Source organism: Cytobacillus sp. Hz8, from assembly GCF_042263505.1.
GTDB lineage: Bacteria > Bacillota > Bacilli > Bacillales > Cytobacillaceae > Bacillus_BE.
Window position 1 is genome coordinate 1 of record NZ_JBHKFI010000017.1, and the last position, 14,379, is coordinate 14,379.

Sequence of the window (14,379 nt, forward strand, 5' to 3'; positions counted from 1 at the left end):
TATATGGAATATTATAATACGAAACGGATGAAGGCAAAATTAAAAATGAGCCCGGTGCAATACCGAACTCATTTTGAGCAAGCAGCCTAATGAAATAACCGTGTCTAACTTTTAGGGGTCACTTCAAGCCTGTGCTTTTTTATACTTGAAATTTGGCAGATAAAGCTTGAAGATTCTCAGCAATCTTGGCGAGCTCTTTTGTGGATGTGGATACTTCTTCAATGGCGGCCAGCTGTTCTTGAGATGCAGCGGAAACACTCATTGAATTTTGACTATTTTGCTGTGCGATAGAACTGACCTCTCCGACTTCAGAGGTGACGACGTGAGTACTATCGAAAATCTTTTGGCTTCCTTCGAGAATATTTTGAACTTGTCCATTCATATCCAGCATGGATTTCGAAATATGATGGAAAATATCTTTCGTATCCGTCGTCATATTAATTCCTAATTGCACCTCTTCAATCACTTGTTTCATCGTATCAACAGAGGTTTTCGTTTGATTTTGGATTTCATTGACTAAAACAGCAATTTGTTGAGCGGACTGACTGGATTCTTCCGCCAGCTTGCGAACCTCCTCTGCTACAACGGCAAATCCCTTTCCTGATTCACCAGCACGAGCGGCTTCAATGGCAGCATTTAAGGCCAATAGATTGGTTTGCTCGGCGATATTGGTGATTACCGTCAAGAACTGACCGATTTCCTTTGAACGCTCCTGAAGAACTAAAATAGAGGAATCTGATTCACTTACTGAATTCTGAATAGAGCCCATCTGATTAACAGTTCGATCGACGGCTTCAACCCCATTTTCAGCGATTTTCGTATTGGCTTGAGAAAGTTCATTAATGGTTCTTGTATTCTCGCTAATATCATCAATTTCATTACTTACAATGTCCATAGCGGAAGCAATTCGCTCGATTCCAGAGGCTTGTTCTTCAGAGCCAGAGGCAACTCCCTGTATGGCTGCGGAAATTTGCTCAGATACGGTGGCAGTATTATCAGAATTGGTAGCAAGCTGTTCAACTGCTGCGGCAATATGGTTGGTTGTTTCATTTATATTCCTTACGACTGAACGCAAATGACTTGTCATTTGTTGAAAGCCTTCTGCTAATTCGCTAATTTCATCGTTTCCTCGCTTCGTGTGCTCCAGTTCAACACTCAGATCACCAGCGGCAATTTTTTTCGTTGCAGCTAGCAGCGTTTTTAGAGGTTTGATGACAATTCCACTAATAAATAACTGCGCAATCACCGTCGTAATAATCAGACTAATTAACGTATTCACGTAGATTCCAAAACTATCATTAACATGGGCGTATTCCATTATAATTGAATTAATTTTTGCAGATAATGGAGTGCTAATAATAGATGAACCGATAATGACGGCAATAATTTTGTTTCTAAGACTTCCAAATTTCAATTTTTTCATATAGAGAAATCCTTTCCTGAAATCAATTCTTTATTGTTTATGTTGATAATTATACTAATATATAGGAAAAAAGAAAGTGATTTACTAGATTGTATGGGACAATTGGATTAAACAAATGCTGGGTGAATAGCGAAATTATCACTATACACCTCAAAATAAAATCTGAGCAGGTCCATAGTAATCCATCGACACAAAGTTGGAAAAATAAGCTTGTTTAAGGATTGCTAACTTTTGTGAATGGTATAGAATAGAATAAAAGGGGCTAATTAACATTCATTAGAAGGGTGATTTATGAATAATGACAGGAAGAAATTTTGGGTGACACTAGCAAAGAAAATAAATTATCAATTCCTATTTTTGGTTGTAACATTGATTTTATTTGGCATTTTTTTTGTCTGGAACCAAGAATTATTTGATTTAATCATGAAGGGTGATTTGAAATCCATTCGGGAAATGTTGGATGGAGAGATATACTCTTATATTTTCACTTTATTGTTGATGATTCTTCAAAATTCCTTTACGATTGTCCCACTTATCCTAATGATTACCATCGACGTGACTCTTTTTGGTTTTATTAATGGATTTCTATGGAGCTGGATTACAAGTATTGTGGCAGCGATTCTGGTCTTTTTTTGTGTTCGCTTTATTTTCCAAGATTGGTTAGTGAAGAAATTTAAACCAGAGCAGATTGCTCTTGTGGAGCAAAAAGGCTTTGTTTATGTGTTTCAGGCAAGGGTTTTTCCTTTTATTCCTACGAGTTTAACGAATATTTTAGCGGGGCTGAGTACGATTCGTTTTAGTCATTTCCTTTTGGGAACCATATTGGGGAATTTCCTTTATTTTTTCCTTTTAGCCCTCATACCAGCAGGAATTTTTTCTTCCTCTTTAAATGAATTTGAAATGGGGATCATTATCCTGCTAATCTTTGGAGGATTTTATGGATTTAATGTCTGGTATAAAAGGCACAAGCGCAAGCCACGTAAAGAGAATGAGCCTCGCCATTTTGAAGGCTGATGATTATTGCTTGGGAGGCTTTTTAGTTGTGTAATTTATGGAACCATGTTTTGATATAAATAGTTAACAAGGTAAAATAAATTAAGAATGATTTACGAATTTAAGTAAGAAAAGAGGATGCGGCCAATTGTTAGAAAATTTCAATGTACATGATATGAAGGCAATTAGGGTTGAATTAACTCGATTTATGATGGCATATAAATTTGCTTTGGATGAAGTGAATACTAAGATCAATATCCTAAAAGAAGAATTTAATTATATCCATGAATACAATCCAATTGAGCATGTGAAATCAAGGGTCAAATCCCCGCAAAGCATTTTTAAGAAAATTCAACGAAAAAATTTACCTCTGACTTTGGACTCGATTAAAAATCATATTCGCGATATTGCCGGAGTGAGGATTACATGTTCCTTTGTAACGGATATATATAAAATTAGTGAGATGCTGCAAAAACAAAAGGACGTTAAGGTGATTGATTATAAGGATTATATTGAAAATCCAAAGCCCAATGGATACCGCAGCTTGCATTTAATCGTTGAAATCCCTATTTTTATGTCCGATCGTGAGGAATTGATTCCTGTTGAGATTCAAATTCGCACGATTGCGATGGATTTCTGGGCGAGCTTAGAACATAAGATTTTCTACAAATACAATAAAGATGTTCCCAGTCATTTGGTGTCTGAGTTAAAGAATGCCGCTACAGCTGCTGCCGAATTAGACTTGAAAATGGAGCGGCTAAATAAAGAAATCGGTGTTTTTAAAGAAATGGATCGGAATGAGGAGAAGCCCTTATTGCCCCAATTTACAGGAGACAGATTAAGCCTGCCGATGCATTTTATTGAATCCATCATCCAAGATGCGGAAAAATAAAAAAGAGAAGCGGATGAGACAAGGAATTGTCTTGTTCTGCTTCTCTTTTTTATACATAAAGAAAGCATAGATTGGCAGCAAAGAAGAAACTCGACGTAGTGGCCAATTTTAGGAGTTTAGTATAAAGGCAACTACGCCTCTGTCTTCGCCCTTAGGGGCTCGCCAATCGGCGAGTTTTCTTTATGGATTTAATACTTTATTCCACTAAGTTCGTTTATATAATTATTTTTACTATAAGCACAGGGATAAAACAATATATTGCCAATTGGACCAAATTTTGAAAAATTGTCACTTATTCATGCTGCTCCTTTGATTTATACTCAAATTAGAAGCTAAACATTGTTTAAAACAATGTTTAAACTAGGAGAAGAAATCAGGGATATGAATGAAATCATGTGAAGAAAAGGAATGTTCAAAGAAAGAGTTGATTCTAAATACAACATTGGAGCTTATTCAGCAAGAAGGATTTGAGGGGGTAACAATCAGAAAAATTGCCGCAATGGCTAATGTGAATGTCGCTCTTATAAACTACCATTTTGGATCGAAGGACCGTTTGATTAATGCGGCCATTCAGGTTTTGGTTTCTTCCTTTAAAGAAACTTTTGCCATTTTAGATAATGATTCAATTGAACCGCGAAAAAGGCTAAAATCTTTCTTAATTCAATACATTGATTCTTACCGAGAATATCCATTTATCGTAAGGAAGCTTGTGAATCAAGAGCCACTGCTTTTTGAAAGTCAGATTGATTTTGTGAATTTTTTAAGAGCAATGGGATTAAAAAAAATGAGGCATACAATTGAGGAAATAACGGGTGAAAAGGATCCGGATAAGTTAACGATTATGATGTCTCATTTGTTGGGGGCAGTATTTTTACCTATTTTAATCGAGCCTATGTATCAAAAGGTTACGGGTTATTCGTTCTCTGATAGGGAAACGCAGGTTGAGATATTGTTAGAACGCTATTTTGCTACATAGTCAGTATTTTCGGATTCACAAAGAGGAATTCTATCAAGAAAAGGGAGAGAGAAGGATGGAACTACAAGTTGGGCTTGATGTTGGTTCGACTACGGCGAAGCTAGTAGTCATAAATAAGAAAAATGAAATTTTATTTAAATCATACGAGCGCCATTTCTCCGATATTCGAAATACGACTCTAGGGCTATTGCAGCGTGTATCCAATCAGTTTCCAAATGCTGAATTGAAAATGAATGCGAGCGGATCCTCAGGTTTAGGGCTGTGTGAAGCATTAGGGATTCCATTTATTCAGGAGGTTGTTGCCTGTACGGAAGCGGTCAAATCAAAAGAACCCAATATTGATGTCATTATTGAACTCGGTGGTGAGGATGCGAAGCTAATTTATTTAACAAATGGGTTGGAACAGCGAATGAATGCTGCTTGTGCAGGGGGAACAGGGGCATTTATTGACCAAATTGCTTCTCTATTAAATACGGATGCGGAAGGATTGAATCAGCTTGCAGCATCTGCTGAAAAAATTTATCCAATTGCCTCAAGATGCGGTGTGTTTGCAAAAACGGATATTCAGCCGCTTTTAAATGAAGGGGCAAGAAGGGAGGACATTGCTGCTTCCGTATTTCAAGCGGTTGTCAATCAAACGATTGGCGGGCTTGCCTGCGGAAGACCGATTCGTGGAAATGTTGCCTTTCTTGGCGGACCATTAACTTTTTTAACGGAATTAAGACATCGTTTTATCGAAACACTTCATCTACAGGATGAGCATGTCTTGCATAGCCAGGATGGTCATTATTACGTCGCCATTGGTGCTGCGCTGGAAAGTGAAAAGAATGAATCCATTGATATTGGTCATGTGATTTCGTTATTAACGGACATGAAACGGAATACAGAGATGTCTGCATCTAAACGAATTTCTCCCCTTTTTTCATCCAATCAAAATTATGAGCAATTTCAGAAAAGACATCAACAGGCAAAGGTTGCAACAGCATCACTGGGAGAATATTCAGGGAATGCCTTTTTAGGAGTAGATGCCGGCTCAACCACTACCAAAATGGTTTTGATAAGTGACAAGGAGGAAGTGCTCTTTCAGTTTTATGAAAAAAATAAAGGCAATCCGATTGAAACCGTGAGAGAAGGCTTAATCAAGCTATATGCAGCTATACCTGATAAGGTAGATATTTTGCGCTCTACTGTTACAGGCTACGGAGAAAAATTAATTCAAGCCGCTTTCCAAATGGACGATGGCGAAATCGAAACGGTTGCCCATTATCAAGCAGCGAAAAAATTCCAACCCGATGTTGACTTTATTCTCGACATTGGCGGACAGGATATGAAATGTATCAAGATTAAGGATGGAGTCATTGATCGGATTATTTTAAATGAAGCTTGTTCTGCAGGCTGTGGCTCATTTTTAGAAAGCTTTGCGGAAACCTTAGGGCAAAGTGTGCAAGATTTTTCCAAGCTTGCTCTAACAGCTACCGCTCCAGTTGACTTAGGCTCACGCTGCACGGTTTTTATGAATTCAAAAGTGAAGCAAGTACAAAAGGAAGGGGCAAGCATTGCCGATATTTCAGCAGGTCTATCGTATTCCATTGTTAACAACGCTCTCTATAAGGTTATTAAACTAAAATCCGCTGAGGAATTGGGAGAGCGTATTGTCGTTCAAGGTGGAACGTTCTTAAACGAAGCGGTATTAAGGGCTTTTGAAAAATTAACTGGTAGAGCGGTCATTCGTCCCGATCTTGCAGGATTAATGGGAGCTTACGGCAGTGCACTTCTTGCAAAGCAAAGATGGACGAAAGAAGAAAAGACTAAACTCCTTTCTAGACAAAAGCTTCATGAATTTCAAGTGAAAACGACACACAGAAGATGTGGAATATGCGAAAACCACTGTCCTATTACGATTAACCGTTTTGCTGATAAGCGAACATTTATTACAGGTAATCGTTGTGAGCGGGGAGCAGGAAAGCAAAAGGTGAAGAGCGCCTTCCCTAATTTAGTGGAAGAAAAGCTGGCTCATTTATTTCAACGTCCTGTGTTGGTGGGGGATGAAGCCTTTCGAGGAGAAATGGGTATTCCTCGAGTATTGAATATGTTTGAAAACTATCCATTTTGGCATCGTTTTTTTACCGAGCTTGGTTTTGCCATTGTGTTATCTGACCCTTCAAGCAAGCGTATGTTTGAGAGTGGGATTGAAACCATACCGTCAGAATCCGTTTGTTATCCAGCGAAATTAACGCATGGGCATATACTAAATTTGCTGAAAAAGGGTGTGAAGAAGATCTTCTTCCCGGCTGTCGTGTTTGAAAAGCAGGAAAATCAGGCACAGCAAAATCATTTTAACTGTCCGATTGTGGCTTCTTATCCGGAAGTCATTCGGGTAAATATGGAAAGAATTCTTAAGGAGCATCAGGTAGAATTTATCAGTCCTTTCTTATCTATTGATCATCCTGCATCCATGCTGAAACAGCTATCTACAACATTTCCGGATATTCCAAAGCAAGAGCTAAAACATGCGTTGAAAAAAGCTCAGGAGGAAGCAGACTATTCCAAGCAATGGCTCCAAAAGCGCGGTGAAGAAGTACTGGAACAATTAACACAAAATAATCAAAAAGGGATTGTGATTGCGGGGCATCCCTACCACATCGATCCAGCCATCAATCATGGCTTGCCTGAGGAAATTAATCGTTTAGGAATGGCAGTTTTAACAGAGGATTCCATTAGTCACTTGGCGACTGACAATACGGATGTGCGAGTCGTGAATCAATGGACCTTCCATTCCCGGTTATATGAAGCTGCTAAAGTGGTGAAAAATCATCCGCATCTTGAATTGCTGCAGGTCTCTTCCTTTGGTTGTGGACTAGATGCGATTACAACGGATGCTGTAGAAGAAATATTGGAAGAGAATCAGCAACTTTACACTTGGATTAAAATGGATGAGGTCAGTAATTTAGGTGCTGCACGTATCCGACTTCGTTCCTTAAAGGCGGCTATTGCTGAAAGAGATAAACAGCAGGGAAGGCGTAAAGCCGTTTTGGTTCAAAAAAGAGAGGAGCCTACGTTTGATAAAGGGGATAAAGAGACCTATACGATTCTTGCTCCACAAATGATTCCTACTCATTTTGCTTTATTTGAGAAGGCCTTCCAACTCCATGGATTTAATCTTCAAGTGATGAAGGATGTTACCGAGCAAGAGGTGGAAGAAGGCTTACGGTATGTTAATAATGACGCTTGCTATCCAGCCATTGTATCGATTGGTCAGTTGGTCGCCGCGTTAAAGAGCGGGGACTATGACCTTTATCGAACTGCTGTCGTTATTTCACAAACAGGAGGAGGATGTCGGGCAACGAATTATTTTGCTCTCCTCAAAAAAGCACTGAAAAATGCCGGAATGCCACAGGTTCCTGTATTATCCCTGAATTCTGGGGGAATGGATAGTGTCAATCAGAAGGGATTTAAGATTAGTTTGCCTTTAGCGAAGAAACTAGTAATCTCTGGTTGTTTAGGCGACCTGCTCATGCGCCTTTTACATGCAGTCAGACCTTATGAAAGAATCCCAGGCAGTACAGAAGTCTTATATGAGTTATGGTTAGAAAGAGCAAAAGAACTGTTAGAGAATTTTTCAATGAAAGAATATCGACGCTTGATTCAGACGATGGTCACTGATTTTCAGCAAATTGAAATCACGGCTGAGAAAAAGCCTCGTGTAGGTATTGTTGGAGAAATTCTTGTTAAATTTCATCCATATGCCAATAACCAGCTTGTTGAGCAAATTGAACAAGAGGGGGGCGAAGCAGTTATTCCAGACTTTATCGATTTCTTCTTATATTGTTTAAATAATCGTGAATTTAATGCTGCCTTTTTAGGAAAATCAAAAATCGATGCCGCTATTGGAAAAATGGCGACACAGTACATCGAATACTATCGTGGCCCAATTCGTGAGGCACTTCAAGCAAGTAGACGATTCAGTGCTCCAATGGAATTCACGAAAATAGCTGAAAAGGCGTCTCAATTTTTAAGCCTTGGCAATCAAATGGGGGAAGGATGGCTTTTACCAGGTGAAATGGCTGAATTAATGGAAAGTGGAGTCGAAAATGTCGTTTGTGTACAGCCATTTGGCTGTCTGCCTAATCATATCGTCGGCAGAGGGATGTTTAATGCCATTAAAAAAGAGTATCCTAATGCGAATCTGATCTCCATCGATTACGATTCAAGTATCAGCAAGGTAAATCAAATTAATCGAATTAAGCTTATGATTAACATAGCTAAAAGTTAATACTATCTGTAAGAGGGTCTTAGGATTAAAGGGATTATCCCATTCTAAGACCCTTTTTTCGGCGAATATTTGCTCAATTACAAGAAGATTCAGAAATTGCACAAATGGTTTTCAAATTTTCTTCACATTTTTTATCTATGATGAAATTAGGAATGTGTTCCAGAGGACAGGTGATGAGAGATGAAAAAAACGACCATATCCATGTTGATAATCTTCCTTGTTCTCTCACTTTGTTTCCCTTTTTCAAGTTTTGCAGCAAGTAAAATGACGTTGCAGGAACAGATCGATAAAGCTTCAAAGGGGGATATAATCAAAATTGCTGAAGGGGAATATGACGAATCAATCAAGATCAACAAACCGATAACACTGGAAGGAATGGGGAATGTTGTGATTCGCTCCTGCAGTGAACAAGCAGTCATACAAGTGAAGGGGAAGAACGTCGTCTTAAAGCATGTCAAGGTCGAACAATGTAGTAAGGGGGATAAGACAGCCGGCATTCTTGTAAGCGGAAGCGGTCATCATCTTGAGAATATCGCGATACAAACGAATAAGTTTGGGATTCAGCTGAAGGATGCGGAAAACGTAACGATTCAAAAAACAAACATTCAAGGAAATCATAAGGGTAACGGGATAGATTTATGGAAATCAAAGGATAATACTCTGCAAAACAATATGATTAATAAAGCCCTTGATGGATTTTATCTTGAGCAAAGCGATGCGAATATAATAAGAAATAACACGGTTCAAAACTCACGGTATGGTATGCATTTAATGTTTTCCGACCAATGTTTACTAGAGGGAAATACCTCTCAGCAAAATACCTCTGGATTGATGCTGATGGAAGCAAAAAGCACCACCATCCAGAGAAATGATTTTTCTTTTAACAATGAAAATGTCCATTCACAAGGGATGCTTCTTTATCATGCCTATGAAACGGACATTGTAAATAATACATTTGTTTCGAATCGAGTCGGAATATTCGTGGAAGAGGCAGAGAAGAATCAATTCCAACAAAATCAATTGAAAGGGAATTTTATTGGAGTTCAATTTCTTAAATCTCAAAACAATCAATTAAGCGGCAATACCTTTACGGGAAACGTTAATGATGCCCAGGCGATTGAAAGTCATCATAATTCAATTGAAAAAAACTATTGGGACTCTGCACAGAAGCTTGATATTTATGGGAAGGGGCTAAGCGCCATCCCTTATACGGCAGATCCGTTTTTTCTAACATTAACAGCAGATGTGCCTGAATATCAAATCTTCTTTCAAGCACCAGGAATGGTTTTTTTACAAAAGTTATTGAAAAGTCCAAAGGATGCTTTATTAATTGATAATCAACCTTTAATGGTAATGACAACGAAACAAGCAGAAACAGCCAATTCCAGTGGGGGAATCTGGATGATTAGTGCTGTGATGCTGATTGGCAGCAGTATTTTATTTTGGGTGGGGAGGAAGCAGCAATGAAGAAGAATAAGGCTTTACTTGTTTTATTAATTGGCATTCTTTCAATGTATCTTGCCGCTTGTGGAAAAGATGAAGTGAAACCAAAAGCGATTGATGAAGACAAGGATGAATGCGATATTTGCAATATGGCGGTTATGGACAACCAATTTGCTACAGAGATTATTTTAGAAAATGGCAAGACCTATGTATTTGATGATATTGGCTGCATGTACCAATGGATGAGTGAAAACAAAGATAAAAAGGTAAAGGCAAAATTTGTTCGTGATTACAACACAAAGGATTGGGTCGAATTGGACAAGGCTACCTATGTCTATAACCCGGATGTCAATACACCGATGGCTTATAATGTCATTTCTTTTGCTGATAAAAAAGACGCTGAAAGCTTTGTCACTAAAAAGAAAGGGACGATTTTAAGCGCGAAGGATTTAGATCAGCATGAATGGAATATGAACAAGGATATGATGAAAAAGAATAGCAAGGATAGCAAAATGGATATGTAATATCTTCACATAAAGATGGGTGGAAGATTGACTGTTGAACCGGGTCAATCTTTTTTCCTGATGGGTTTGGGTTTTTGTTTTCACCATGTTGAGCTTCGAAAGGGGGAAGGAAGATGTGGAATATTTGGAAGGTAGAGCTGAGAATGTCCGTTAGACAGACATCCTATTACATGTTTCTCCTATTTTGGGTAGCGGTACTCTCACTCTTATTTTTATTGCAACGTAATGCTGCTGCTTTGACGGAATATACCAATATGGCAGGGACGATCATGAATGTCATACTTTATATTATTCCGTTATTTATGACGATAATCGGCTCCTTCTCAATTGCAAATGAAAAGGAAAATGGGCAATGGCGGCTATTATGCACGTATCCACTTGACAGTTTTTCCTATGTCTTAGGAAAAATGGGAGGGCAATTCACCTCGCAGATCATCGTTTTTACCTTTAGTTATGGTCTTAGTCTATGTGTGGGCCTTCTAATGGGGGGAAGCTTTGTCGTTCATTGGATCCTTGTTCTTTATCTATTTTCCATTGCCTTAATGTATTTCTTTCTTTTAATCGGAATGCTGGTCGGTTCCATCATCACGACTAGATGGCAGGCCTTAACCGTTTCTGTTATTATATGGTTTTTCTTTATCATGATTTGGCCAACGGCATTGATTGGTATTCTTGGGCTAGTTCCATATACTTGGATAGCCATTTTATTAAAAATAGCGTTATTTGCCAATCCAGCGGAATTATTACGGATGGTGATGGTAGTGAAATTAGACGGTGGTTCTGTCTTCGGACAATCCTATGATTCCATTGTTCAATTATTTCATTCCACTTCAGCGATATGGATTCTGCTTCTCTATGTTCTTGTCTTTACTGTGGTGTGTATCATGATCTCTACCTTGATTCTGGAAAGGAAGAAAAGACAATGAGCGAATTGAAGGTTCACGATCTCTCCAAAAAATATAAGAAGAAAACTGCGCTTTATCCGATTTCCTTCGAGGCCTCCTCTGGAACCTGCATTGTTCTATGCGGTGGCAATGGCGCTGGAAAAAGCACGATGCTGCAAATGCTGGCAAGTATATTGGGGCCAACAACAGGAAGGGTTACTCTAAATGGGAAAGACCTGAAGGATAATCGTAAACGCTATTTAACCAATATTGGCTATATGCCGGATGATTTCCAAGCACAGGAAATGATGACCGTTTCGGAATTTCTCTCCTTCTATGCGTCACTCAGAAAGGTAAATCGTGAACGTGTTCTCGAAGTGATCGACATGATTGGTCTATCCGAGAAAAAGAAGGTACTCGTTAAACAGCTATCAAAAGGAATGAGGCAACGATTATTATTTGCTCAAGCCTGTCTGCATAAGCCGGACCTATTAATTTTGGATGAACCAACCAATGGTCTTGATCCTTATTGGGTGAATGTCTTCATTGATCTCTTGAAAAAAATGAAAGCAGAGGGAACCATCCTCGTTTTTTCTACCCATATGATGGATGTTGCCGCAGAAATGGGCGACAAAATTCTTTTCATGAAGGATGGCAAAGTCTTGAAAATCATCGAGAATGAAACGGAAAAAGAAAAAATGACTTTAGAGCTTTTGCGGTTACATCGGCAATAGAGCCTGTGCTTTCGTTTGAGTTTGGAACGTGAATCTCAGTTGGGGTTCACGTTTTTTTTAGAGGAAGATGATAAAATGGCCAAAAAGAGCCGAAAGAGGGGCGGTATCGGACAGGAAATCTGGAAAAAAGCCGAAAGGAGTCCAAAAGCGGGACTGAATTGGACAGGAAACCCGGAAAACAGCCAAAAGGAGTCCAAAAGCGGGTCGGTATTAGACAGGAAACAAGGAAAATAGCTAAAAGGAGTCCAAAAGCGGAGCGGTATTGGACAGGAAACAAGGAAAACAGTTAAAAGGAGTCCAAAAGCGGGACAGTATTGGACAGGAAACCCGGAAAAAAGCCGAAAGGAGTCCAAAAGCGGGTCGGTATTAGACAGGAAACAAGGAAAACAGTTAAAAGGAGTCCAAAAGCGGGACAGTATTGGACAGGAAACCCGGAAAAAAGCCGAAAGGAGTCCAAAAGCAGGTCCGTATTGGACAGAAAACGAGGAAAAAAGTCAAAAGGAGTCCAAAAACGAGTCGGTATTGGACAGGAAACCCGGAAAACAGCCAAAAGGAGTCCAAAAGCGGGTCCGTATTGGACAGGAAACAAGGAAAATAGCTAAAAGGAGTCCAAAAGAGGAGCGGTAATGGACAGGAAACAAGGAAAACAGTTAAAAGGAGTCCAAAAGCGGGACAGTATTGGACAGGAAACCCGGAAAAAAGCCGAAAGGAGTCCAAAAGCGGGTCCGTATTGGACAGGAAACCCGGAAAACAGCCAAAAGGAGTCCGAAAACAAGCCCAAATTCGAACAGAAACCACTTGAACATCTCGATATTATACTGAATCACTCAGTAGGTAACTCATATAGCGGATAACCAAGCCCAAATATACAAATGACTGATACAACTTGCCCCAGAATATAAGAAAAAGACTCGTAATAAATCCGAGTCTATCATTTTGCTCTTATCTCTACCAAGTTTCCAATGCTCTTATTCAAAAAACAAAATTGTTGCCCTAAAACTCCAGTAACTGAAGGTAATTTTTCACAATCTTTGATATAATAATTTCCAAATCTTTTAGAAAAAGGTGAAAATGTGGTTAAGAAAAAATTTCAGTTTTGGACTTTGCAGATTTTAATGATCGTAACGATTATTTATGTTTCTACGAAAATTTCCTTTCTTTTTCAACCAGTGGGAGTGTTTGTCTCTACTTTGTTTTTTCCTATCATGATCTCTGGATTTCTTTATTTCCTTTTAAACCCGATGGTTAATTTATTACAAAAAATGAAGCTTCCCAGAACCATTGCCATTCTGATCATTTATTTGGCTGTGATTGGGTTACTTGTGCTTGTAATTGGGAATTTGGCTCCGGTGATTTCCAAGCAGGTGACCGCTCTGTTCAATGATTTGCCAAGCTATGCACAAAAGACAGAGAGGTTTATTAATGAGCTTTCCGATACAAAGCAGTTTAAGTGGTTTATGGAACAGGATTATATCTCGAAGGATGAAATTGAGCAGAGAGTCGTGGCATTTGCTAATACTTTGCCCAATCGAATGACGACTGGATTGCAGAACGTCGTTAGTGTAATTACAAATATTGCTGTTTTAATTGTCACTGTGCCTTTTCTTTTGTTTTATATGTTTAAGGATGGTTACAAGTTGCCGAATGCCATTTCGAAATTTATGCCTCAAATCTATCGTGAGGAGGGTGAGAAGACTTTAAAGGAAACCGCTGAAACGTTATCTGCCTATATTCAAGGGCAAATTACTGTCGCGCTATTTGTTGGAACCCTTGCCTTTATTGGTTATTTTATCATTGGTTTGCCTTATGCTCTTGTGATGGCTCTGATTGTGGCTGTTACCAATATTATTCCTTATGTTGGCCCGTTTCTTGGCGGGGCGCCTGCCGTGATTGTGGCTCTGTTTGATTCACCAACAAAGGCGATTCTCGTCGTTGTTGTGATAGTGATTGCTCAACAAATCGAAGGAAATGTCTTATCTCCTTTAATATTGGGAAAACGTCTTGATACCCATCCGGCAACCATTATTATATTATTACTTGTGGCTGGAAATTTAGCAGGTGTTTTAGGAATGATTCTCGCCATCCCATTTTATGCTTGTGCGAAAACCATTGTCGTCAATTTTATCCATTTTCTAAAGGCACGAAAGGAAGCTAGAGCAAAACTGAATGTATAAATCCCAGATAAAGGGGCGATTGAATACGGAATGGTTGCCAATGTCTCGTTTATCTATTATATT

General features: G+C 38.9%; 14 protein-coding genes. 13 read left to right on the top strand and 1 reads right to left on the bottom strand.

The window, feature by feature from the left end:
• Positions 1-90, top strand: a 90-nt coding sequence (locus ACE38V_RS17530) for an IS3 family transposase (protein ID WP_375841177.1), incomplete at its 5' end; no start/stop codon positions are given.
• Positions 91-139: 49 nt separating this feature from the next.
• Here the strand turns inward: ACE38V_RS17530 and ACE38V_RS17535 are convergent.
• Positions 140-1,423 (bottom strand): methyl-accepting chemotaxis protein, encoded by a 1,284-nt coding sequence (locus ACE38V_RS17535; protein WP_375843253.1) that lies wholly within the window; start codon positions 1,421-1,423, stop codon positions 140-142.
• Positions 1,424-1,714: 291 nt separating this feature from the next.
• Here ACE38V_RS17535 and ACE38V_RS17540 point away from each other — a divergent pair, with 291 nt between their 5' ends.
• The 12 genes from ACE38V_RS17540 to ACE38V_RS17595 all read left to right on the top strand — a co-directional run bounded on the left by ACE38V_RS17540 (position 1,715) and on the right by ACE38V_RS17595 (position 14,316).
• Positions 1,715-2,437 (top strand): TVP38/TMEM64 family protein, encoded by a 723-nt coding sequence (locus tag ACE38V_RS17540; protein WP_375843255.1) that lies wholly within the window; start codon positions 1,715-1,717, stop codon positions 2,435-2,437.
• A gap of 154 nt (positions 2,438-2,591) precedes the next feature.
• Positions 2,592-3,308: a GTP pyrophosphokinase gene (locus ACE38V_RS17545; protein ID WP_375843404.1), complete on the top strand. Its 717-nt coding sequence runs from the start codon at positions 2,592-2,594 to the stop codon at positions 3,306-3,308.
• A gap of 385 nt (positions 3,309-3,693) precedes the next feature.
• Positions 3,694-4,284, top strand: coding sequence for a TetR/AcrR family transcriptional regulator (locus ACE38V_RS17550; protein ID WP_375843258.1), 591 nt, complete (start codon positions 3,694-3,696; stop codon positions 4,282-4,284).
• 55 nt (positions 4,285-4,339) lie between these two features.
• Positions 4,340-8,557, top strand: coding sequence for an acyl-CoA dehydratase activase-related protein (locus tag ACE38V_RS17555; protein ID WP_375843259.1), 4,218 nt, complete (start codon positions 4,340-4,342; stop codon positions 8,555-8,557).
• A 180-nt stretch (positions 8,558-8,737) separates the two neighbouring features.
• The gene (locus tag ACE38V_RS17560; RefSeq protein WP_375843261.1) at positions 8,738-10,024 is read left to right on the top strand and encodes a right-handed parallel beta-helix repeat-containing protein; all 1,287 of its coding nucleotides are present in this window, start codon (positions 8,738-8,740) and stop codon (positions 10,022-10,024) included.
• Positions 10,021-10,524 (top strand): nitrous oxide reductase accessory protein NosL, encoded by a 504-nt coding sequence (locus ACE38V_RS17565; protein WP_375843263.1) that lies wholly within the window; start codon positions 10,021-10,023, stop codon positions 10,522-10,524. Before ACE38V_RS17560 ends, ACE38V_RS17565 begins: the two co-directional genes overlap by 4 nt.
• Before the next feature lie 113 nt (positions 10,525-10,637).
• Positions 10,638-11,450, top strand: coding sequence for an ABC transporter permease (locus ACE38V_RS17570; protein ID WP_375843266.1), 813 nt, complete (start codon positions 10,638-10,640; stop codon positions 11,448-11,450).
• Positions 11,447-12,142: an ABC transporter ATP-binding protein gene (locus ACE38V_RS17575; protein WP_375843267.1), complete on the top strand. Its 696-nt coding sequence runs from the start codon at positions 11,447-11,449 to the stop codon at positions 12,140-12,142. Before ACE38V_RS17570 ends, ACE38V_RS17575 begins: the two co-directional genes overlap by 4 nt.
• 75 nt (positions 12,143-12,217) lie before the next feature.
• Entirely contained in the window at positions 12,218-12,376 is a 159-nt protein-coding gene (locus tag ACE38V_RS17580) for a hypothetical protein (protein WP_375843268.1), read from the top strand.
• A gap of 80 nt (positions 12,377-12,456) precedes the next feature.
• Complete coding sequence (locus ACE38V_RS17585; RefSeq protein WP_375843270.1) at positions 12,457-12,744, top strand: hypothetical protein; 288 nt, start codon at positions 12,457-12,459, stop codon at positions 12,742-12,744.
• 24 nt (positions 12,745-12,768) lie between these two features.
• Complete coding sequence (locus tag ACE38V_RS17590) at positions 12,769-12,996, top strand: hypothetical protein (RefSeq protein WP_375843272.1); 228 nt, start codon at positions 12,769-12,771, stop codon at positions 12,994-12,996.
• A 219-nt stretch (positions 12,997-13,215) separates the two neighbouring features.
• Positions 13,216-14,316 carry an AI-2E family transporter gene (locus ACE38V_RS17595; RefSeq protein ID WP_375843273.1) on the top strand — a complete coding sequence of 367 codons (1,101 nt, stop codon included), beginning with the start codon at positions 13,216-13,218 and terminating at the stop codon, positions 14,314-14,316.
• Positions 14,317-14,379 lie beyond the last annotated feature (63 nt).